Origin of the sequence: Qipengyuania zhejiangensis (genome assembly GCF_035607565.1) — a bacterium.
Lineage (GTDB): Bacteria > Pseudomonadota > Alphaproteobacteria > Sphingomonadales > Sphingomonadaceae > Qipengyuania > Qipengyuania zhejiangensis.
Genome location: NZ_JAYKGO010000002.1, coordinates 152,468 through 171,756, shown reverse-complemented (window position 1 = coordinate 171,756; position 19,289 = coordinate 152,468). Strand labels below are relative to the sequence as shown.

At 63.2% G+C, this 19,289-nt stretch carries 21 protein-coding genes; 11 read left to right on the top strand and 10 right to left on the bottom strand.

Annotated elements, in window-relative coordinates:
- Positions 1-129 precede the first annotated feature (129 nt).
- The 5 genes from acsA to VR863_RS06820 are packed head-to-tail and all read left to right on the top strand — an operon-like array spanning position 130 to position 5,263.
- The gene (gene acsA, locus VR863_RS06840) at positions 130-1,878 is read left to right on the top strand and encodes an acetate--CoA ligase (protein WP_324827721.1); all 1,749 of its coding nucleotides are present in this window, start codon (positions 130-132) and stop codon (positions 1,876-1,878) included.
- Positions 1,878-2,873: a pyruvate dehydrogenase (acetyl-transferring) E1 component subunit alpha gene (gene pdhA, locus VR863_RS06835; RefSeq protein ID WP_324827720.1), complete on the top strand. Its 996-nt coding sequence runs from the start codon at positions 1,878-1,880 to the stop codon at positions 2,871-2,873. The genes acsA and pdhA overlap by 1 nt, the downstream gene beginning before the upstream one ends.
- A complete protein-coding gene (locus VR863_RS06830; protein ID WP_324827719.1) occupies positions 2,870-3,844 on the top strand; it encodes an alpha-ketoacid dehydrogenase subunit beta in 975 nt (324 codons plus the stop codon). Before pdhA ends, VR863_RS06830 begins: the two co-directional genes overlap by 4 nt.
- Position 3,845: 1 nt before the next feature.
- Positions 3,846-5,015: a dihydrolipoamide acetyltransferase family protein gene (locus VR863_RS06825; protein WP_324827718.1), complete on the top strand. Its 1,170-nt coding sequence runs from the start codon at positions 3,846-3,848 to the stop codon at positions 5,013-5,015.
- Positions 5,012-5,263 (top strand): acyl carrier protein, encoded by a 252-nt coding sequence (locus VR863_RS06820; protein ID WP_324827717.1) that lies wholly within the window; start codon positions 5,012-5,014, stop codon positions 5,261-5,263. Before VR863_RS06825 ends, VR863_RS06820 begins: the two co-directional genes overlap by 4 nt.
- A gap of 32 nt (positions 5,264-5,295) precedes the next feature.
- Here VR863_RS06820 and VR863_RS06815 read toward each other — a convergent pair whose 3' ends face one another.
- Genes VR863_RS06815 through VR863_RS06805 form a run of 3 tightly spaced genes read right to left on the bottom strand, consistent with a single transcriptional unit; the run spans position 5,296 to position 7,422 of the window.
- Complete coding sequence (locus VR863_RS06815) at positions 5,296-5,538, bottom strand: hypothetical protein (protein WP_324827716.1); 243 nt, start codon at positions 5,536-5,538, stop codon at positions 5,296-5,298.
- 14 nt (positions 5,539-5,552) lie between these two features.
- Positions 5,553-6,374 (bottom strand): SDR family oxidoreductase, encoded by an 822-nt coding sequence (locus tag VR863_RS06810; RefSeq protein WP_324827715.1) that lies wholly within the window; start codon positions 6,372-6,374, stop codon positions 5,553-5,555.
- A 34-nt stretch (positions 6,375-6,408) separates the two neighbouring features.
- Entirely contained in the window at positions 6,409-7,422 is a 1,014-nt protein-coding gene (locus tag VR863_RS06805; RefSeq protein WP_324827714.1) for an AI-2E family transporter, read from the bottom strand.
- A gap of 288 nt (positions 7,423-7,710) precedes the next feature.
- Between VR863_RS06805 and VR863_RS06800 the strand changes: the two genes are divergently transcribed.
- Positions 7,711-8,250: a GNAT family N-acetyltransferase gene (locus tag VR863_RS06800; protein WP_324827713.1), complete on the top strand. Its 540-nt coding sequence runs from the start codon at positions 7,711-7,713 to the stop codon at positions 8,248-8,250.
- A gap of 257 nt (positions 8,251-8,507) precedes the next feature.
- On the opposite strand, the gene VR863_RS06795 is transcribed toward VR863_RS06800, so the two are convergent.
- Positions 8,508-8,774: a hypothetical protein gene (locus VR863_RS06795; protein ID WP_324827712.1), complete on the bottom strand. Its 267-nt coding sequence runs from the start codon at positions 8,772-8,774 to the stop codon at positions 8,508-8,510.
- Positions 8,775-8,981: 207 nt separating this feature from the next.
- On the opposite strand from VR863_RS06795, the gene VR863_RS06790 reads away from it, so the two are divergent.
- The 3 genes from VR863_RS06790 to VR863_RS06780 are packed head-to-tail and all read left to right on the top strand — an operon-like array spanning position 8,982 to position 10,520.
- Complete coding sequence (locus VR863_RS06790; RefSeq protein ID WP_324827711.1) at positions 8,982-9,464, top strand: Hsp20/alpha crystallin family protein; 483 nt, start codon at positions 8,982-8,984, stop codon at positions 9,462-9,464.
- Positions 9,465-9,487: 23 nt separating this feature from the next.
- Positions 9,488-9,685 (top strand): hypothetical protein, encoded by a 198-nt coding sequence (locus VR863_RS06785; protein ID WP_324827710.1) that lies wholly within the window; start codon positions 9,488-9,490, stop codon positions 9,683-9,685.
- A gap of 43 nt (positions 9,686-9,728) precedes the next feature.
- A complete protein-coding gene (locus VR863_RS06780; RefSeq protein ID WP_324827709.1) occupies positions 9,729-10,520 on the top strand; it encodes a universal stress protein in 792 nt (263 codons plus the stop codon).
- A gap of 74 nt (positions 10,521-10,594) precedes the next feature.
- Here VR863_RS06780 and VR863_RS06775 read toward each other — a convergent pair whose 3' ends face one another.
- The 3 genes from VR863_RS06775 to VR863_RS06765 all read right to left on the bottom strand — a co-directional run bounded on the left by VR863_RS06775 (position 10,595) and on the right by VR863_RS06765 (position 13,932).
- Positions 10,595-11,245: a BON domain-containing protein gene (locus VR863_RS06775; RefSeq protein WP_324827708.1), complete on the bottom strand. Its 651-nt coding sequence runs from the start codon at positions 11,243-11,245 to the stop codon at positions 10,595-10,597.
- A gap of 130 nt (positions 11,246-11,375) precedes the next feature.
- On the bottom strand, positions 11,376-12,044 hold the full coding sequence (locus VR863_RS06770; RefSeq protein WP_324827707.1) for a response regulator transcription factor: 669 nt from the start codon (positions 12,042-12,044) through the stop codon (positions 11,376-11,378).
- The gene (locus VR863_RS06765) at positions 12,034-13,932 is read right to left on the bottom strand and encodes a PAS domain S-box protein (RefSeq protein ID WP_324827706.1); all 1,899 of its coding nucleotides are present in this window, start codon (positions 13,930-13,932) and stop codon (positions 12,034-12,036) included. The genes VR863_RS06770 and VR863_RS06765 overlap by 11 nt, the downstream gene beginning before the upstream one ends.
- A 258-nt stretch (positions 13,933-14,190) precedes the next feature.
- On the opposite strand from VR863_RS06765, the gene VR863_RS06760 reads away from it, so the two are divergent.
- A complete protein-coding gene (locus tag VR863_RS06760) occupies positions 14,191-14,778 on the top strand; it encodes a CC0125/CC1285 family lipoprotein (protein WP_324827705.1) in 588 nt (195 codons plus the stop codon).
- Positions 14,779-14,787: 9 nt separating this feature from the next.
- Positions 14,788-15,708, top strand: coding sequence for a 1-phosphofructokinase family hexose kinase (locus VR863_RS06755; RefSeq protein ID WP_324827704.1), 921 nt, complete (start codon positions 14,788-14,790; stop codon positions 15,706-15,708).
- Here the strand turns inward: VR863_RS06755 and VR863_RS06750 are convergent.
- Genes VR863_RS06750 through VR863_RS06740 form a run of 3 tightly spaced genes read right to left on the bottom strand, consistent with a single transcriptional unit; the run spans position 15,700 to position 19,178 of the window.
- A complete protein-coding gene (locus VR863_RS06750; RefSeq protein ID WP_324827703.1) occupies positions 15,700-16,614 on the bottom strand; it encodes a beta/alpha barrel domain-containing protein in 915 nt (304 codons plus the stop codon). The two genes, VR863_RS06755 and VR863_RS06750, sit on opposite strands and share 9 nt — an antisense overlap.
- Positions 16,615-16,617: 3 nt before the next feature.
- Positions 16,618-17,943 (bottom strand): alpha/beta family hydrolase, encoded by a 1,326-nt coding sequence (locus VR863_RS06745; RefSeq protein ID WP_324827702.1) that lies wholly within the window; start codon positions 17,941-17,943, stop codon positions 16,618-16,620.
- An 11-nt stretch (positions 17,944-17,954) separates the two neighbouring features.
- Positions 17,955-19,178, bottom strand: coding sequence for an erythromycin esterase family protein (locus tag VR863_RS06740; RefSeq protein ID WP_324827701.1), 1,224 nt, complete (start codon positions 19,176-19,178; stop codon positions 17,955-17,957).
- Positions 19,179-19,289: the final 111 nt, after the last annotated feature.

The following is a 19,289-nucleotide window of genomic DNA, read 5'->3' as shown; positions in this document are numbered from 1 at the left end:
GCTGCGTGACGATATTCGTAAACTACCGGAGCGGTCTGCCATGGGGATATTCCTAGGTGACCGAAGTATTTCCGGCTGTGAAACCGTGCAAATGCACCTTTGCGAACCACCACCGTCAGGGATGCGGTAATGGCGTTCTCGGCAGTCCGGAAAACCGCCGCCCAATGCGCTGCGGCGAATATGCCCGATTACGCGCTGACCCACCGCACCCTTGGTTGGGACGACATGCGGCAATGGCTTGCCTATCTCCCCGGCGGCGGCCTCAACATCGCGCATGAAGCGATCGACCGGCACGTCGAAGCCGGCAGGGGCGACCGCGAGGCAATCCGATGGCTTGGGAAAGAGGGCAGCAGGCGCAGCTTTACCTATGCCGAGCTCAAGCGTGAAACCGATCGCTTTGCACGGTTGCTGGCCGATCTCGGCCACACGCGCGGTGCACGGGTCTTCTCCCTGCTCGGCCGTGTGCCGGAACTGTATATCTCGGCGCTCGGCACGTTGAAGGCGGGCGGGGTGTTCTGCCCGCTCTACTCCGCCTTCGGACCGGAACCGGTGCGGATGCGGATGGAAATCGGCAAGGCCGAATTGCTGGTCACCACACCGCGCACCTATGCCAGAAAAGTGGCATCCAATCGCGGCAGCCTGCCCGATCTGCGCCACGTACTCCTTGTGGGGGATGGCAGCGTCGGAATCGAGGGGTGCATCGATCTTGCCGGAATGATGGGGGAAACGAAGGCTGATTTCAGCACCGTCAGGACGCAGCCCGGGGACATGGCGCTGCTGCACTTCACCAGTGGGACCACCGGCAAGCCCAAGGGTGCAACCCATGTTCACGAAGCCGTGGTGGTTCACAACGCCACGGGTCGCCTCGTGCTCGATCTGCGTGAGGACGATGTTTTCTGGTGCACCGCGGACCCCGGCTGGGTGACGGGGACATCGTACGGGATTGTCGCGCCGCTCACCAATGGCGCGACCATGATCGTCGACGAGGCCGAGTTCGATGCCGAGCGATGGTACGGGACACTCGAGCGTGAGGGCGTGACCGTCTGGTACACCGCGCCGACCGCCATCCGGCTGTTGATGAAGGCGGGCGACGATCTGGCCCGATCGCGTGACCTTTCGCGCCTGCGTTTGCTGGCCAGCGTCGGCGAACCGCTGAACGCGGAGGCTGTGGAGTGGAGCGTCGAGACCTTTGGCCGACCGTTTCACGACACCTGGTGGCAAACGGAAACGGGCGGCATCATGATCGCGAACTTTCCGGCGCTGGATGTAAAGCCGGGTTCGATGGGCAAGCCGATGCCCGGCATCGAAGCGGCGATCGTCGACACCGAAGGCGACACCCTGCGAATTATCGAGAATGCGATGGAGCCGGGAGAGCTGGCGTTGCGCGTTCCATGGCCAAGCATGTTCCGCGCCTATCTGGACGAAGACGAGCGCTATGCCCGATGCTTTCGCGACGCCTGGTACCTGTCAGGCGATATCGGCGCGCGCGATGCGGACGGGTATTACTGGTTCGTGGGGCGTGCGGACGATCTCATCAAGTCGTTGGGCCATCTGATCGGTCCGTTCGAGGTGGAAAGCGTGCTGGTGGAACACCCCGCCGTGGCCGAAGCGGCCGTGATCGGCTTGCCGGACGAACGCGCGGGCGAAATCGTCAAGGCCTTCGTGACGCTGCACCGTGGTTTCGTTGCCGATGAAGCGCTGCGAAAGGATCTGATCGGCCATGCGCGCAGCAATCTGGGATCGGCCATCGCGCCGCGCCAGATCGAGTTCCGTGACGATTTGCCGCGCACGCGATCGGGCAAGATTATGCGCAGATTGCTCAAGGCACGGGAACTGGGGCTTCCCGAAGGCGACACTTCCACGTTGGAGACGCCGTGATGGACCATCCAGCGGGTACAAAGGTTCAGCTCAACCGCGACCATTGCCTGACGCTGCTCCGCGAGATGATCCGCATCCGCCGGTTCGAGGAAAAATGTGCCGAGCTGTACACCGTCGAGAAGATCCGCGGCTTCCTCCACCTCTATATCGGGCAGGAAGCGGTTGCGGTCGGCGTGATGCAGGCGCTTGGCGCCGACGATGCCGTTGTCGCCACGTATCGCGAACATGGCCATGCGTTGGCACGCGGCATTCCGGCCACACGGATAATGGCCGAAATGTTCGGCAAGCAGGAAGGGTGTAGCGGGGGGCGCGGCGGGTCGATGCACCTGTTCGACAAGGCCAACCGCTTCTACGGCGGGAACGCGATCGTGGCAGGTGGTTTGCCCCTCGCTGCCGGACTGGCGCTTGCCGACCAGATGCAGGCGAAACCGGGCGTGAGCACCTGTTTCTTCGGCGAAGGTGCCGCTGCGGAGGGCGAGTTTCACGAGACGCTGAACCTTGCGGCCTTGTGGCGGCTGCCCGTCCTGTTCGTGTGCGAAAACAATCTCTACGCAATGGGCACGGCGCTGGGTCTTTCGGAATCCGAGACCGATCTTGCCGCCAAGGCGGCGTCTTACCGTATCGCTTCGGAAGCGGTGGACGGAATGAACGTGGTCGAGGTGGAAGCGGCCGCGAGGCGGGCCGTGGACAGCATCCGCAGGGGCGATGGCCCGCGTTTCCTCGAATGCCGAACCTATCGCTTTCGCGCGCATTCCATGTTCGACCCCCAGCTCTATCGCGACAAGAGCGAGATCGAGATATGGATGAAGCGCGATCCTATCGTGCGGTTCCGCGACTGGGCACTTAAGGCCGGCGAAATGCATGACGCCGACGTTACCCGCATCGAAGCCGATGTCGCCGCCGAAGTCGCACAGGCGGTCGAATTTGCCGAAAACGGGACGTGGGAACCGGTGGACACCCTGCTGCACCACGTCGGTGCGGAATCCCGATTATGACCGCGCTGACCTATCGTGATGCCGTGCGCGAAGCGATCCGCGAAGCGATGATGGCCGATCCGCGCGTTTTCCTGATGGGCGAGGACGTAGGCCGCTACGGTGGCTGTTACGCGGTTTCCAAGGGCTTGCTGGAGGAATTCGGGCCGGACCGCATTCGCGATACCCCGCTTTCCGAAAGCGCGTTCACCGGCATAGGTATGGGCGCCGCAATGGGCGGAATGCGGCCGATCGTCGAAATCATGACCTGCAATTTCTCGCTGCTCGCGCTCGATCAGATCATGAATAACGCGGCCACCATCCGTCACATGTCGGGCGGCCAGTTCAACGTGCCGGTTGTGATCCGCATGGCCACCGGCGGCGGACGCCAGCTCGCCGCGCAGCATTCGCACAGCCTCGAGGGTTGGTACGCGCACATCCCTGGATTGCGTATACTTGCGCCTGCGACGGTGGAGGACGCGCGCGGCATGTTGGGGCAGGCGTTGCAGGATCCCGATCCCGTGCTGATCTTCGAAAACGCGCTGTTGTACAACGACAGCGCGGACGTTCCGGCCGACCAGCGCTGCGACATAGACCGCGCCGCCATCCGGCGCGAAGGGGCCGACATCAGCCTGATCACCTATGGCGGTTCCCTGGGTAAATCGCTCGAAGCCGCTCACCTTCTGGATGCCGAAGGTATCGGTGCAGAGGTGCTCGATCTGCGGGTGCTTCGCCCTCTCGATGAAGGTGCGATACTGTCCAGCGTCGCAAAAACGCGCCGGGCGCTGATCGTGGACGAAGGCTGGCGTTCGGGAGGTATCTCCGCCGAAATAATCGCCCGTATCGTCGATGGCGGGTTCTGGTCGCTCGACGCTCCTCCGGCGCGCGTGTGCAGCGAGGAAGTGCCGATCCCCTATCCCGCCCACCTGGAAGAAGCCGCGCTCCCCAGCGTGGAGAAAATCATCGCGGCGGCCCGCACGGTCATGGGACGCTGAGATGGGGGCGTTCACCATGCCATCGCTTGGGGCCGGAATGGAGGCAGGCACGCTTGTCGAATGGCTCAAGCAACCCGGCGACGAGATCGTGCAAGGTGATATCATCGCGGTCGTGGAAACCGACAAGGGAGCGATCGAGGTCGAGGTTTTCGAAACCGGTACGCTGGAAAAACTCCTCGTCGAGCCGGGCAGCCGTGTGCCGGTGGGGACGCCGCTTGCGACCATTCGCGGTGCAGGAGAGGATGGTCTGCTGCCCGAACCCGTATCGGATGCCCCGCCGCCGCCGAAGGCTCCACCTGTCGCTGTTCCGGTTGAACCGGCGCAACGAACTTCGGCTGCCGCTCCGCAGCAGGACAGCGCTGCGCCGGCATCGCCCGCCGCGCGCACGTTGGCGCGTGACGAAGGGATCGATCTGGCCACGGTTTCGGGATCGGGGCCGGGCGGGGCGATCCAGCTTGCCGATGTGGAAGCCGCCCTGACTGGAAAAATTGCCCAGAAGGCGGCGCCGGGCGGTTCGATGCGGCGCGCAATCGCGGCGGCCATGGCGCGATCGAAGCGCGAGATACCGCATTATTATCTAACCCAGCCGGTCGATTGCCTTGCCGCGCAAACCTGGCTCGAAGCGTACAATTCGAACCATTCTCCCGGCGAACGATTGCTCCTTGGCGCGCTGCAATTGAAGGCGGTTGCGCTGGCCTTGCAGGAATACCCGGAATTCAACGGCTTTCATGACGGGTCAAACTTTGTCCCGTCGCGGTCCATCCATGCCGGTCTGGCAATTTCGATCCGCGGCGGGGGGCTAGCTGCTCCTGCAATTCACGATACGGACAAGCTTTCGCTTGCGGATTTGATGGTCCGGATGCGCGCAGTGGTGGAACGGGTCCGGAAGGGCCGGTTCCTGTCGTCGGAGGTTTCCGATCCCACCGTGACCGTATCCTCGCTGGGCGAGCGCGGTGTCGAGACGCTTTTGCCGATCATCTATCCCCCGCAGGTTGCGATCATCGGTTTCGGAAGTCCGGACCTGCGCCCATGGGCTGTGGGCGATGCCGTCGCCGTGCGCCCGATCATGATTGTTTCGCTCGGCGCGGACCATCGCGTGAGCGACGGGCACCGCGGGGCCTTGCTTCTCAGGCGGATACAGGAACTGTTGCAGGAACCGGCGAAATTATGACCCGCGCCGATCTGCGCCAGATAATCGTCGATGAAATCGGCGCCATCGCACCGGAGGCCGATCTTGCTTCGGTCGATGACGGCGAGGACTTGCGCGAAGCGATCGATCTCGATTCCATGGACATCTTCAACCTCGTGGTCGCGCTAAGCCGCAGGTTGGGGTTCGACATACCCGATGCCGATGCTGGCCAGCTGGTCACGCTCGGTGGTGCTATCGAATATCTGGGCCAAAGACTTGAGGCACGATAGCTTCAGGCCACTGTGTTGGTCTTGGCACCGTTTCAGGTTTGCGCTGCGAGGCACACAGAGCCGCCCGTGACCCCGCAAAGCGCGACCTTGGCCAGATCGTGCGCGTGGCGGCGGCGCGCCCGCAAGCTATGCGCAAGGCCTTCGCGCCAGATCCGCTCGCTCAATTCCGCCAGTTCGTGCGGCAGCGCAGTCCGCGCGTCCCTGATGCATTCCACCAATTGGCGAGGGAAGACTTCGCGGCGGCGTCGCGGGGAGGTGCAGGTTTCGCTGGTCATCTGACGCGGTCTCTTCACGAGTGCGCGTCGAGAGGAAGCACCTGTCCGGCCACCGCGCCGCCATCGACGACAAATTCGCTCCCGGTCGAAAAGGTCGCTTCGTTCAGCAGGAACCGGACCATGCGCGCCACCTCCTCCGCCTCCCCGAAACGGGGGATCGGTTGGCGGGCGACGACTTCGTCGGTCATGCCTTGGGTCATCGGCGTGTGGATCGGCCCTGGATGGAGCGAGATGACGCGGATGTTATCGGGCGCCAGATCGAGCGCGGCCGCCTTGGTCAGCCCGCGCACCCCCCATTTGCTGGCGACATAGGCGGCAAGACCGCCATAACCCTGCAATCCGGCAGTCGATGACGTGTTGACGATGATGCCCTGTCCGCAGCGCTTGATGGCAGGGGCGGCGGCGTGAATACCAAGGAATATGCCTGTCAGATTCACGTCGATGATCCGGCGGAAATCAGCGGGCGTGCATTCGGTCACAGTGCCCAGACCAAGAATTCCGGCGTTGTTGAAAAGCGCCCTGACGGTCCCGAAGCGGCGCTCGGCCTCGGCGACGGCGCGTCCCCAGTCTTCGGCCCTGGTGACGTCGAGCGACTGGTAATGCGCGTGTTCCCCAAGCTCTGCGGCAAGCGCCTCGCCTTCGTCGTCCAGCACATCGGTGATCAGCAGGCTGGCGCCATCCTCGGCCAGCAATCGGGCGGTCGCGGCACCGATGCCGCGCGCGCCGCCCGTGATGATGATGCAGCCGTGTCCGGAATTTTCGCCGCCCAATCTGGCCTCCTCCTGCCTAACCGCTGCGTGCGTGTAGTAATACAGGCGCGGCGCAGGCGGGTTCATTCGGGATGATACGTAAGGCGGTCCCGATGGACGATCAGACAGATGGCAGGTGGTTCGAGGAATTGTGGTTGGCCGTGTACCGGCGGTAAACGACATACCCCACCACCGCCGCCGGCGCTGCAAGAAGCACGCCGACCGGACCGAGCAATATGCCTGCGGCGACAAGGGCAAGAAGCGAAACGGCAGGCGGCAGACGCACCGCTCTTTTCAGGACGAGCGGGGTAAGCACCAACCCTTCGAGCTGCTGCACCGCGAATATCCAGACCATCATCAGGGCCGCCACCTCGATGCTGATCGACATGCCCAGGGCAAACGCGGGAACGGTGGCCAGGACCGGCCCCAGATAGGGAACGACTTCGAGCAACCCTGCCGTAATCCCCAGCGCCAACGGGGCAGGGACGCCCAGTATCCATGCCCCCAAACCGGTCAACGTCCCGACCATCACCATCAGGACTATCTGCGCGACCAGCCAGTGTTTGAGTTCGGTCGACAGATCGATGCAAAAAGCCTCGATCGCCATACGCCGCTGGAGCGATACGAACGCGAGCAGCCCGTCCAGATAGGTTCTGGGCTGGGCGGCGAGATAGCAACCGGTCGCGATTGCCAGAATGCCCGCTGCCATGAGTTCCACGGCGTTCGCGACCGTTTCGGCGGCGAACCGTGCAAGTGGCTCCGCAATGTCGAGTTGCCCCAGTCGCGCAAGCATTTCGGGAGGTATCCCCGACATCGCGAGAAGATCGGCAATTTCCGCGGACGTCGTCGGAAAGTTCTGGACCGCCAGGGTCATCTGGGCGCTGAGTTCGCTGCCGAACGCCGCTACGATCGCCAACGGCACCAGCACGATCGCCATCCCGCTTGCCACCAGCGCACGGCCCCTGCGGATGTCGAAGCGGTTTACGAAAGGGTCGGCCAGGGCGTGGATCGCCAACGCCACCAGCAAGGCCGCAAACAGGATCAGCAACACACCGACGAGATAGTACAGGATCAGCGCGCAGGCGACCGCGAGGGCGCACATCGCAAGCCGGACAGCGAATTCTCCGCGGCTCATCGCCGGTCCATTTTCGGCACGAACCGCCCTGTCCGGCTGTTGGCAGGTCCGGGGCACTGAGCCGAACCGCCATCGGCGCTCGGCCGTGCGGGTAGCCGGGTGGTACGATCGTGGTGCACCGTCAAATCTCCATGCTGTTTCCGCTTCATGGGCGTGGCGCCTGCACGCAGGTATCGGGGAAATTACGCATTTCAGCGCGCGATAGGCTTGGTCACGACACGCGGGATACGGCCGTGCCTTTCGCCAGTTCGGGCAAGGAGGCGGCTTCGAGCAGGAAAGGCGAATTCAATGGGCAACGCGATCGACCGGACGCTTGGCGAACAGGCCGTGCACGATCTGGAGACCCGGGGCGGTCTCCGGCTCGATCTGCGCCCGGTCACGCTCGACGATGGCCCTCTGCTTGCCGATCTGTTCGACCGTCTGACGGTGGAAGACCTGCGGTTCCGGTTCCTGACCGGCCTTGATGCCGTGAAACCGCATCAGGTCGCGACAATGCTCGAGGTCGATCATCGCCAGGCAGAGCACCTCCTCGCATTCGACAAGGCGACGGGCACGCTTGTCGCAAGCGTCATGATCGTTGCAGACCCGGCGATGGAAGTCGCCGAGGTGGCGGTCGTGGTCGCGCGGGAATTTCGGGGGAAGGGGATAGGCTGGACCTTGCTGCGCCATGCGACCGATCTTGCAAGAGAGCGAGGCATACGGACCCTGCGATCCGTCGAAAGCCGCGCCAACCACGACGCGTTGGAAGTGGAACGCACGCTGGGGTTCGAAGCACATCCCTACGACGGCGATCCAACCATGGTTCTCGTAGAAGCCTCGCTCGCCTGAGTGCAGCGTTACAGGGCCACGCCGGACTCAGCGCCCTGGCCACTGAATAGGCCGCGCGCCATGGCCGTCACGCATGGGCGATTTGGCGATTGCGATCTGGAAATACAGGCGACCCCGGGATCGAGGGGACGGGTCAGATGGCGAGGTCGCCTGCAAACCGCAAAATGGCCGCTGCGCGCTGCCCCAAGAACCCGTAATCTACCGGAGAAGGCCCTTGCCGTGTGCCGGCACGCCATCCAGCGCAGCGGTCAGATGCATCATTGCGTCTGGTTCTGATCGGGCGCGGGTGCCGGTTCGCCTTCATCGCCGGTGATCGGGACGTTAGTCATCGGTGTTTCGGGCAAGGTCACCTCGACCCCACCTTCGGGTTTGGCCGTCCATTCGGTGCTTGGGGGGGTGGCAACCTGGGGTTCCGCCACGCGGGTACGCTCGAAGTAGAAATAAACGCCGGCGGCCACCGCCACGGCGATGATCAACAGGGCCCAACCGATAGGCAGGGTGCTGCGGGATTTCTCTGAGTTCACGGCAAGTCTCCCGTGTGCCCCGGGCGGAATGCCCGTGGCAAAGGGCGACGTTACTTGCTGAGTCGAAGGGGCATATTCGGGAAACACCGGAGCCGCCGGTTCCGTATTTTACCCAGTTTCCGGGGCGCGGCCCACACGCTTAGGTCGCGGCTACACGCTTCTCCGACCCCCTCGGCGGCGTGGCTGCAACCCAAGGAGTATCTCCCGATGAACGAGCAAACCACCCTGCCGGTGCAGAGTGCCCGCGAGCACGGCCTGCCGGCGGTCTTTGGACGACTGCGCGATGAAATCGACCAGCTGTTCGACGACTTCAGTTTTTCCCGCCCCGTCCGCAACATCTTCCATCTGTCCAACGGCTTTGCCTTCAGCCCCGCGGTCGAACTGAAGGATCGCAAGGATCATTATGAACTGACCGCCGAATTGCCCGGACTTGAGGAAAAGGACATCGACATCGAATTCGGTGACGGCGTTCTGTCCATTTCGGGCGAAAAGCGCGGCGAAAGCGAAGAGAAGTCCGACGGGTTCATGATGTGCGAACGAAGCTACGGTTCGTTTCGCCGCAGCATGACCTTGCCCGCCGACGTCGATCCCGATGGAATTGAGGCGAAGTACCGCAACGGAGTGCTCCAGATCGACATCAAGAAGGACAAGCAGGCGGTCAATCGGGTGCGCAAGATTGCCGTTGGTTGATCCTGCCACAAGGGGACTGGCCGATGGCTAGTGTCCCTCCCGCCCAGCCGGACCGGATCGAGCCCGTGGAGCCACCCGGGTTCGATCCGTTGCCGGTCGAACCGCAGCCGGATGTGCCCCCTGAATTGTGGCCGCCCGTTCCCGACGAGGACAATCCTGGCGGGGTGCCGGAAGAGTTTCCGTCACCCGATCAGGACGCCGCCGGGGGCCAGGCCACCTGATTCCGCCGCAACGTTTGCGTTCACGCCTACTGGAGAGCCAGAAATGAAAAATATCCTGCTGCTTGTGCATAGCGATGACGGACAGGAGGCCCGATTGCAGGTCGCGCTCGATGTCACGCGTGCCTTGGGGGGGCATCTGGAATGCCTCGATGTAACGGCCATGCCCGTGATGGTGCCCGACTACTATGGTGCCGGTGCAGAAGTCGTGGTGCTGGCCGAATTGCGAGAGCAGGCGGAAGCGAACCGGAAGCGGCTTGAGCAGCGTCTCGCCGTCGAGGACATACCGTGGTCGATCCGGACAAGCTTTGGAACCTATGTCGAGGCGATGACAAACGCTTCCGAACTTGCGGACCTGATGGTGGTTTCATCCCGAAGAGCGCAACCCGATCGCCGCGCCCAGCCGGAAAGGCTGCCGTTGAGGGCAAGGCGGCCCATTCTTGCGGTCCCGCCGGAATGCAAAGGGCTGGACGTGGCAGGACGTGCGCTGATCGCCTGGGATGGATCGCAACCGTGCAACGAGGCTGTGCGCGCCGCGGTGCCATTGCTGGCGCGCGCGCAGGAAGTGGCCGTTCTGGAAGTCAACCAGTCCGAAGGCGCCTTCGCCATGACGGACGTTGCGGCCTACCTTTCGCGCCACGGAATTTCGGCCGAGCTGGTCGAACGCAACAGCGATGGGTCGGTGGCGGAAACGATCCTCGACCATGCATCGCACAGGGCATCGGATTACATCGTGATGGGAGCTTACGGCAAACCGCGCACGGCAGAGGCGGTGTTCGGCGGTGTTACGCGCACCATGCTGCTGGAATCCCCGATACCGCTTTTCGTGGCCCACTGACGCGAAGGCCAGATGCAGCAACGCCCGCCGGACTGCTGGGTCCGGCGGGCGTTGTTTGTTCGTGTGGCGGGATGTCAGCTGATGATGATGTTGTCTTCCACCTTGGTCACACCGGGGGCGGACCATGCGGCCTGTTCGGCCAGTTTGCGTTCGTGCCAGGCCTTGACCTTCCCGCCCAGCGTAACCTTGTTGCCGGTGGCGGTGATCGTGACCGATGCAGCGTCGAGATCGGCCTGTCGCTTGAACGCTTCCTCGATCCGCTTGCGGACATCGGAAATGTCGGCCCTGTTCCTGATTGCCAGGCTGTTCGAAACACCGACCACGCCGGTCACCTTCCCGGCCGCCTTTGCCGCTTCGGAACTTTGGTAATTCCATTCGACATCGCCGGTGAGGCTGACCCAGCCTTTTTCGACCTTCACCTGGATTTTCTCTTCCGGGATCAGGGCGCTGTATTTGAAGATATCGAGGATGCGCCGGGCGATTTCATGGTCGGCCGTCTTGGCGTCCGATGAAAAACGTATCTTGAGTTCCTCGGCGATGGCGTTGACCCCGCCGACACGTTTGACGGCGCGTTCGGCCGCGATCTTCTCGGCGTAACTTTTCACCCAGCCGTTCAATGCTACCACGCCATCGACAACGGAAACGCCGATGTCGGCATGGTCGACCTGGGGATCCCATTCGAGTTCCTCGAGGACGTCGCGTTTGAGTTGACTGTCAGTTTTCATTGCCTGTCTCCACTGCATGAACAGATGGCAGGCGAACCTTTCGGTCGGTGGCGGATAGATCCGCCTGCTGCGAACTTTCTGCATCGCGCACGCCAGCGGCGGGATGCGGAATGTTCCGGAGCAGGCGCGATCAGGCGTCCTGGTCTGGCGAAATGAGAGTGTGTTCCTCAAGCCAGCGCCGTTCGGACCCCATGCCCGCGGCAAACGCGATCCGCAGCGCATCGGCAAAGCTGGCGACATCGAGCTTTTCCATCGCATTGGCACGATACACCTCGACCGTGCGCGCGCTGATGCCAAGATCGTAGGCAATCGTCTTGTTGGGATAGCCACAGGCCAATCCGTCGAGCACCTCGCGTTCGCGGTGGGTGAGATGCCCGATCTGGCCGATGGCCCATTCCTTGCGGTTGCGCTGGTCCTCGCTGTCGGCCTGGCTCTGGAAAGCGGCCTCCACGGCATCGAGGATGTTCTTGCGGTCGGCGGGTTTCTCCAGAAAGTCGATGGCGCCGCCCTGGATCGCCTGAACCGCCATGGACACGTCGCCGTGGCCGGTCAGCACGATTATCGGGAAGTTGAAGCCGCGCGTCTTCATTTCGCGTTGCAGTTCGAGCCCATCCATTCCCGGCATCCGGATATCTATCATCGCACAGGCCGGCTCGAACTTGTCGGCACCCTTGAGGAACGATTGCGCGTCTTCCCACCGTTTGACCTGATACCCCGAGGTGGAGAGCAGGAAGTCGAGCGATCGCCGAATCGAATCCTCGTCATCCACTACGTGAACAAGTTTGCGATCAGTTGGCATCGGCCTCGTCCTCCTTCAATTTGGGCATCGTGAACAGAAAGGCGGCCCCTCCATCGGGATCACCTTCGTACCATAATTTGCCGCCGTGGGCCTCGACGATGGTCTGGCAAATGGACAGGCCCATTCCCATCCCTTCGGGCTTGGTCGTGGAAAACGGCTCGAACAGTCGGGAAATGCGTTCGGCGGGCACGCCCGGGCCGCTGTCGGCGACCTTGAACAGCATCCTGCCCGCATCCGGACGCACATCGATCGCGATTGTGCCGTCCTTGACGATGGCCTGCGTGGCGTTGCGCACCAGGTTGAGCAGCACCTGCTGGACCTGAACCCGGTCGACAAGGATCGCTTCTGCTTCCTCCGCAATCGCAATCATGATCTGGATGTTCCTGAGCTTTGCGTCGGCTGCGACGAGTTCACAGGCATCGCGGACCAGGCCGCCCGGGTCTTCGATGGTGCGATCCAGTTCGCCGCGCGACACGAAGCTGCGAAGCCGCTTGACGATGGCTCCGGCTCGCATGGCTTCGTGACCGGCATCCTCCAGGGCACCGGCGACAAGGTTCAGGACTTCCTGATCTCCGCCCCCCCTGATGAGTTCGGACGATGCCTGAACCATATTGCCGATCGCCATCAGCGGCTGGTTCAGTTCGTGCGCCATCGCTGTCGCAAGAGTTCCCATCTCGCTGATCCGGGCGATGTGGGTCAGTTCTCGTTCCAGCTCCTGCAGGCGCGCTTCGGCCGCTTCGGTTTCGGTAAGATCGTGCAGGAAACCGGCGTACATTCGCTGCCCGCCGCCGGTCGCTTCGCCGACACGCAGCGTATGGGGAAAGACGGTCCCGTCCTTACGCAGGCCAAGGACGCGGCGCCTGCCGCCAATGACATGCGGCTTGCCGGTTTCATGATATCGGGCAAGATATTCGTCATGCAGTTCGCGGTCCGGCGATGGCATCAGCACAGATACGTTCTGGCCGATGATTTCTTCGCGCTTGTAGCCGAACAGGTCCTCTGCCGTCGTGCTGAAGGACAGGATGATGCCGCGGTCGTCGATGACGATCATGGCGTCGGGCACGGTATCGAGTATCGAGCGCAGCAGGACCGTGCTCGCTTCGAGCGAACGCGCATGTAGGTCTTCGCCCGTCACATCGCGCACCACGTGGCCAAACCCGCTCGGCAAGAGCTTGTCGCCTTCGATATAGCTTATCGTGATTTCGCCCAGAAAGCGGCTGCCATCCTTGCGGATGCGCCAGCAGCGATCGCGGAACGACCCGATATCGCGCGCAACCTTCAGCTGGCGCAGCGGAAGTCCGCGTCCCCGGTCGGCCGCGTCGAACATACATTCGAAGGACTGGCCCACCGCTTCTGCTTCGGTCCATCCGAACATCCGTTCCGCGCCGGATTTCCACATTGTAATCCTGCCGTCGTCGTCGAGCATGCACAAAGCCATGTCTTCCGCGATGTCGATGAACAGCGACATCTCCTCGGTCAGTATCCGGCTGCGCAGATCTTCTTCGATCTGGTCGGTCAGGTCTTCCGTTAGCAGGATGACGCCTTTCACCCCGCCGTCCGCGTCGTGCCAGGGTGCCAGATCCCACCGTATCCAGCTTACGGTGCCATTACTGTGAATGTATTTGTCGACATCCTTGGCGAACGATTCCCCGGCCAGCGCGCGCTTGTGCAATTCGCGCCACTCGTTCTTGATCTGAGGGAACAATTCGTAGTGCGACCGCCCGATAATGTCGGTGTCGCCCAGCTTGTAATCGGCAATCCAGCGATCGTTGCAGGCGACATAACACATATCGCGATCGAACAGCGCCACGGCCGCCGAAACGCGGTCGAGCAGAAGCCCGATCAAATCGTCCCCTGCAGGACTGGCAATGCCTTCCCGGTTAATCATGGGCGTTTTTTGTGCCTTCGCAGTTCGCCTCCTTAACACAAGAAGGAAGCAAAAGCAGTGGGTGCAACCGGCGCCGTCCCGGCATCCGTAATGTTACGGAGGCGGGCGCACTAAGGGCCTTGAATCCTCTGCCAAAACCTCGGGTAATTACCGATGCCCTTGTTTGCGTCCCCGCGCTTGAGTGTCCCGGAAGTCGAAACAGATTTTCAGGCCAGAACGGTTTCGTGGCCCGATTCAGTCGAAGGAAGGTGCGCTACGATGATTTCCCTCCGCAAGTTCACGGCCGCAGCCGCGTTGGCAGTATCCGTCGCAGGGTGCGCGCACCCGACACCCTATCAACCGCAATCGGCGTCCGCCGGAATGAGCAGGGGGTATTCCGACGAACGCCTTGCCGAAGGCCGGTACCGCGTGTCCTTCAGCGGTAACTATCTGACCTCGCGCGAGACGGTGGAGGCGTACCTGCTGTATCGTGCGGCGGAACTCACGGTCGAACAGGGCTATGACTGGTTTTCGGTGATCGATCGGGAAACCAGCCACAAGGTGCGGCGCGAAATCCGGCGGGACCCGCTCTACACTCCCTGGCACGGAAGCTATTACGGATACTGGCTGCCCTACTGGCGTTATAACGTGCGGGGCAGGGGCTGGTATGTCTGGGACCCGTATCACGCCGATCCCTTCTGGGCGGACCGGTTCGACGAACGCGAGATCGAGGAATTCGAGGCAACGGTCGAAATCCGGATGGGCCGGGGCACGGCACCATCGGGCAACGGCCATGTCTATGTGGCGCGCAAGGTGCTCGAGGATATCGGTCCGCGCGTCGTGCGCGACTATTCCCGCAAGGACTAGCGCGCGCCCATGCTCGACATTGCCACACTGACGCTCAACCCGACGGTCGACCTGTCGTTCGAGGTCGACCGTATTTACCCGATCCACAAGATGCGCGGTTCGAACGAGCGTCACGACCCGGGAGGGGGCGGCATCAATGTCGCGCGTGTTCTCGTGCGGCTCGGTGCGAATGCGCGGTGCCACTACATGTCGGGCGGCGCTGCCGGGGCCGCGCTCGATCATCTGCTCGACTTGCACCAGCTGGTGAAGACGCGTGTCCCGATAGCGGGCGAAACCCGCATCAGCACCAGCGTTCTGGAACGCGAAAGCGGCAAGGAATATCGGTTCACCACCGATGGGCCCGAAATCGCGTCCGATGAATGGATGCGTTGCCTGGCGCAGCTGAACACGCTCCGGAACGACTACCTGGTGCTGAGCGGCTCGCTCCCGCGGGGCGTACCCGACGATATCTACGCGCAAGCGGCGGCGCTGGCCGCCAGGAACGATGTGCGGGTGGTTCTCGACAGTTCGGGACGCGGTCTTTCGGGGGGGCTTTCGGGACCGGAGATATTTCTGGCCAAACCCAGCATCGGCGAACTTCGTGCGCTGGTCGGCAAGGAGCTGGAAAGCGACGAGTCCATCATCGAGGCGGCGGATGCGATCATAGCTAGGGGGGCCGCCCGGCATATAGCCGTGACCATGGGGCGCGAGGGCGCAATCCTGGTCAGCGCAGGCCGGCACCTGCGGCTGCCCGCCTTACCCGTAAAGGTGCAGAGCGCGGTTGGCGCCGGCGACAGCTTTCTGGCCGCCATGGTTTTCGCACTGGCGCAGGGCAAGCCGATCGAGGAGGCGTTTCACCTTGGCGTCGCGGCAGGTGCGGCGGCGGTTCTTTCGCCTGGAACGGGGCTTGCGCGGGCGGACGATATCCTTCGGCTGGCGGGATCAGGCTGACACTTCGCCCAGTTCGGTCTTGGTGAAGCTGGCTGCGTGGATTTCATCGATGGCGCGGGCAAGGGCCGCATCGAATGCCGTGTCGCTCATCGACACGCGTAAATCTTCGAGCAGGGCACGGCTGAAGCTGGCGATCATCCCGTGGTTCTTCGCAAGCTCGCGGCAGGCGCGTGCCCTATCGAACCCACCCGACAGGGCGGCGACCCGCGCGACCTTGGGATGATCGACCAATCCGGCATAGGTATCGGGGACAACTGGCGGCGATAGTTTGAGCACAACCGGAATATTGCCCCGCCAATCGTCCAGAGCGTGCGCCAGCGTGTCGAGAAGCATCCGTTCGGCTTCCTCGCGACAGGGGGCCTTCAGCGAAACTTCCGGTTCCACGATCGGGATCAGGCCGTCGCCGGCAACCTGTGCCGCAAGGCAAAACTGTTGATCGACAACCGCCCTTATCCCGCGATCATTCGCGCTCAGGATCAAGGAACGCGCCTTCGTGCCGCACACGCCGTGATCGTGCGCGAGCCGGAACTTGTGGTCCAGCCGCGTGATCGGCTTCATCGCCTGCACGCCGTTACTTTCATCGGCGAGCCCTTCGTCGATCTTCAGGAAGCTGGCGATGCCCTTGCGGTCTAGCAGCCGGGTGATCGGCTGGTCAGCCACCGGGGTTTCGAGAGTGCGTTCGAACAGGATGGCGGCAAGGATCTTGTCACCCCCAAAGGCGGGCGAGGTAACGATGCGGCTGCGCATCTGGTGGACCAGCTCGAACATCTCTGCATCGCTGGTCCATGAACCCTTCGCGATGCCGTAATTCTCCAGCGCGCGCGGGGTGGAGCCGCCCGACTGGTCCAGCGCGGCGATGAAACCGGTTGCGTGTCTGATACGATGGAGGGCCGCGCCGCGATCCATCGCCTATCGGCTTTCCATGCTGGCGCGATCCGCCGCGGCCAGAAGGTCGATCACCTCCTGATCATCCACCTGCCGGAAATCGCGGTAATGATTGCCGACGGCATAGAAGGGGTCCGGTGTCGCCAGCACGACGATCTCGTCGCACAAATGGCCAAGCTGGCGCACCACATCGGGCGGGGCCACCGGCACCGCCAGGATAAGCTTGTGCGGATTGTTGCGCCGCGCGCCGCGCAGGGCGGCCATGATGGTGGAACCGGTGGCGACTCCATCGTCGACAATGATCACGGTCCGTCCCGCGATCTGCGGTTTTTCCCGGTCCCCGATATAGGCGCGCCTGCGCCGCTCAAGCTCGGCGATCTGCCGGTCGAGTTCCCGCTGCACATATTCGCGGCTCGGCGCGATCGCCTTCATCGCATCCTCGTTGAACACCACCTGTGGCTCGTCACCATCGACCACGGCGCCGATGGCAAATTCTTCGTGACCGGGTGCGCCAAGCTTGCGAACCATCAGCAAATCGAGATCCGCACCGAGCGCGCGCGCAATGGGGAAGGCCACCGGAAGGCCGCCGCGTGGCAGCGCAAGAACGATCGGGTCGGAGCCGTGAAGGTGGGCCAGCCTGTCCGCGAGCATCTGGCCAGCCTGCACGCGCCCTTCCAGCGGCAAGGTCGGCGCGACATCGACCATCCTTGCGGGTTTCACCAGATTTTGCGTGAACCAGCGCTTCGCATGGTCGACCACCTGGGCCAGCGTACCGGGTTCCTCGAACAGATGCCCGGCGCCGGGAACGATCACGATTTCATGCAGGCAACGCATCTGTTCAGCCGCATCGCGGTTGAGTTCGATCACCTGGTGGTCCGCCCCTCCCACGATCAGTTGAGTGGGGGCGCGCAAACCGCGCAGCGCATCGACCCCCGCAAGATCGGGCCGTCCCCCGCGCGATACCACCGCGCCCACAAGGTCGGGCCGTCGGCTTGCGGCACGTATGGCCGCCCCGCCGCCGGTGCTGGCGCCGAAAAGGCCGACCGGCAAACCGGCAAGCGATTGCTCTCGTGTCACCCGTTCGATGGCATCGATAAGGCGCGTGGCGAGCAGTTCGATGTCGAAGACATTGCGCCGGTCGCGCTCTTCGGAAACGGTGAGGAGATCGAAAAGCAAAGTGGCGAACCCGCCGGCGCTCAGCGCATCCGCCACCTGGTTGTTGCGCGGGCTGCGATGGCCGCTGCCGCTACCATGGGCAAAGACGACAAGGCCTTTGGGCGCATCGGGAACGCGCAGGATGGCGGGCAGATTGTTCGGCCCCAGGGTGAAGAAGCGCGGTTCGTGTGTCATGGTGGCCATCCTCAAAGTCCGAACGGATAGGTTTCGGGCGCCCCTTGCGGGTGCTCGACGCCGAGCGGCGTGACAGCGGTCGTTTCTTCGAACCATATGTAGGCATCGAACTGTTCGGCCAGGACGGCTTCGAAGTAGTGGCTGAGAAATTCGCTTTCCGGCCGGTAGACCACCCCGATCGCCCGTTCGAGCAGCGGTTGACGCAGACTGTTGGCCAGTTCCCTGTGTCTGGGGCCACGCCAGTCGGTCAGCGATCGGGCGAAGCCGGAATGGCGAAAGACATGCTCCCAGCTGTCGGGCCGCGCTGGCCGCACGGTCTTGATCTCCATGTCGCCGCCCCATTCGCTGGCTGCGGCAACCGTCCCGCGGTCGGTGCCGAAGCCCACCAGGACGGCTTCGTCGCCGTGCGCCATGCGGCACAATTCCCCGATATTGAATTCGCCGCGCCAACCCATTGCGGTGGCGGCGGCGTTGCCGATGTGGGAATTGTGCGCCCACACCACCGCCTTGGCGTTGTCGCCGCGATGGGCGAGAAGGGCCTGGAGCGTGCCGAACATGTGCCTGTCGCGCAGGTTCCAGCTTTCGGCCGCACCGCGATACATGGCGCGGTAATACCGCTCGGCGGCAAGCACGATACGGGCGTTCTGAACGGCATCGAACCAGCGTTCGCCATCCTGCTCCATGTGTTTCAACCGCTTGTCGAGCAAGTCGCGCAATTGCGCGACGGCGGCATCCTCGCAGCTGTTGCGACCGCCGCGGACCACCGCGTGGCCATAGCGCGCAGGTTCGTCCTGCCATGGGGTCAGACAGGCGTAACGGGCGCGGGCTTCCTCGGCGGCACCGGGATCGACCGTGTCGAGGTAGCCGAGCACGGCGTGGATCGATTCATCGAGGCTGTAGACGTCGAGCCCATGAAAGGAGACTTGCCGATCATCGGCAAGGCCCTGGTTGTGGCCCCGCATCCAGTCTGCAAATTCGAGCATTTCGAGGTTGCGCCACATCCAGGTCGGGAAACGCACGAACACATCGCCCTTGCGCGGCCGCGGTGCGTTGTGGCGGGCATAGTCGTCGATCCGGGCGGCATCCGGCCAGTCTGCTTCCACCGCGACGATGGAAAATCCGTGCTCTTCCACCAGCCTGCGGGTGATCGCGGCGCGCGCGCGATAGAATTCGCTCGTTCCGTGCGTGGCCTCGCCCAGCAAAACGATGCGGGCATCGCCGAACCTGTCGAACATCTTCCCGAAGGCGTCGGCGTCAGACGGGTTCGGCAGGGGTTCGGCCGCGTTGTGCAACACGCGGAACAAGCGGGGGTCTATTGCTGAGGGATGAGTTGATGCAGTTGCCGG

What these genes read in the sequence shown, in the direction of transcription:
- acsA (WP_324827721.1), top strand. Translation starts at nt 130, where the DNA reads ATGGCGTTCTCGGCAGTCCGGAAAACCGCCGCCCAATGCGCTGCGGCG.
- pdhA (WP_324827720.1), top strand. Translation starts at nt 1,878, where the DNA reads ATGGACCATCCAGCGGGTACAAAGGTTCAGCTCAACCGCGACCATTGC.
- VR863_RS06830 (WP_324827719.1), top strand. Translation starts at nt 2,870, where the DNA reads ATGACCGCGCTGACCTATCGTGATGCCGTGCGCGAAGCGATCCGCGAA.
- VR863_RS06825 (WP_324827718.1), top strand. Translation starts at nt 3,846, where the DNA reads ATGGGGGCGTTCACCATGCCATCGCTTGGGGCCGGAATGGAGGCAGGC.
- VR863_RS06820 (WP_324827717.1), top strand. Translation starts at nt 5,012, where the DNA reads ATGACCCGCGCCGATCTGCGCCAGATAATCGTCGATGAAATCGGCGCC.
- VR863_RS06815 (WP_324827716.1), bottom strand. Translation starts at nt 5,538, where the DNA reads ATGACCAGCGAAACCTGCACCTCCCCGCGACGCCGCCGCGAAGTCTTC.
- VR863_RS06810 (WP_324827715.1), bottom strand. Translation starts at nt 6,374, where the DNA reads ATGAACCCGCCTGCGCCGCGCCTGTATTACTACACGCACGCAGCGGTT.
- VR863_RS06805 (WP_324827714.1), bottom strand. Translation starts at nt 7,422, where the DNA reads ATGAGCCGCGGAGAATTCGCTGTCCGGCTTGCGATGTGCGCCCTCGCG.
- VR863_RS06800 (WP_324827713.1), top strand. Translation starts at nt 7,711, where the DNA reads ATGGGCAACGCGATCGACCGGACGCTTGGCGAACAGGCCGTGCACGAT.
- VR863_RS06790 (WP_324827711.1), top strand. Translation starts at nt 8,982, where the DNA reads ATGAACGAGCAAACCACCCTGCCGGTGCAGAGTGCCCGCGAGCACGGC.
- VR863_RS06785 (WP_324827710.1), top strand. Translation starts at nt 9,488, where the DNA reads ATGGCTAGTGTCCCTCCCGCCCAGCCGGACCGGATCGAGCCCGTGGAG.
- VR863_RS06780 (WP_324827709.1), top strand. Translation starts at nt 9,729, where the DNA reads ATGAAAAATATCCTGCTGCTTGTGCATAGCGATGACGGACAGGAGGCC.
- VR863_RS06775 (WP_324827708.1), bottom strand. Translation starts at nt 11,245, where the DNA reads ATGAAAACTGACAGTCAACTCAAACGCGACGTCCTCGAGGAACTCGAA.
- VR863_RS06770 (WP_324827707.1), bottom strand. Translation starts at nt 12,044, where the DNA reads ATGCCAACTGATCGCAAACTTGTTCACGTAGTGGATGACGAGGATTCG.
- VR863_RS06765 (WP_324827706.1), bottom strand. Translation starts at nt 13,932, where the DNA reads ATGATTAACCGGGAAGGCATTGCCAGTCCTGCAGGGGACGATTTGATC.
- VR863_RS06760 (WP_324827705.1), top strand. Translation starts at nt 14,191, where the DNA reads ATGATTTCCCTCCGCAAGTTCACGGCCGCAGCCGCGTTGGCAGTATCC.
- VR863_RS06755 (WP_324827704.1), top strand. Translation starts at nt 14,788, where the DNA reads ATGCTCGACATTGCCACACTGACGCTCAACCCGACGGTCGACCTGTCG.
- VR863_RS06750 (WP_324827703.1), bottom strand. Translation starts at nt 16,614, where the DNA reads ATGGATCGCGGCGCGGCCCTCCATCGTATCAGACACGCAACCGGTTTC.
- VR863_RS06745 (WP_324827702.1), bottom strand. Translation starts at nt 17,943, where the DNA reads ATGACACACGAACCGCGCTTCTTCACCCTGGGGCCGAACAATCTGCCC.
- VR863_RS06740 (WP_324827701.1), bottom strand. Translation starts at nt 19,178, where the DNA reads ATGTTCGACAGGTTCGGCGATGCCCGCATCGTTTTGCTGGGCGAGGCC.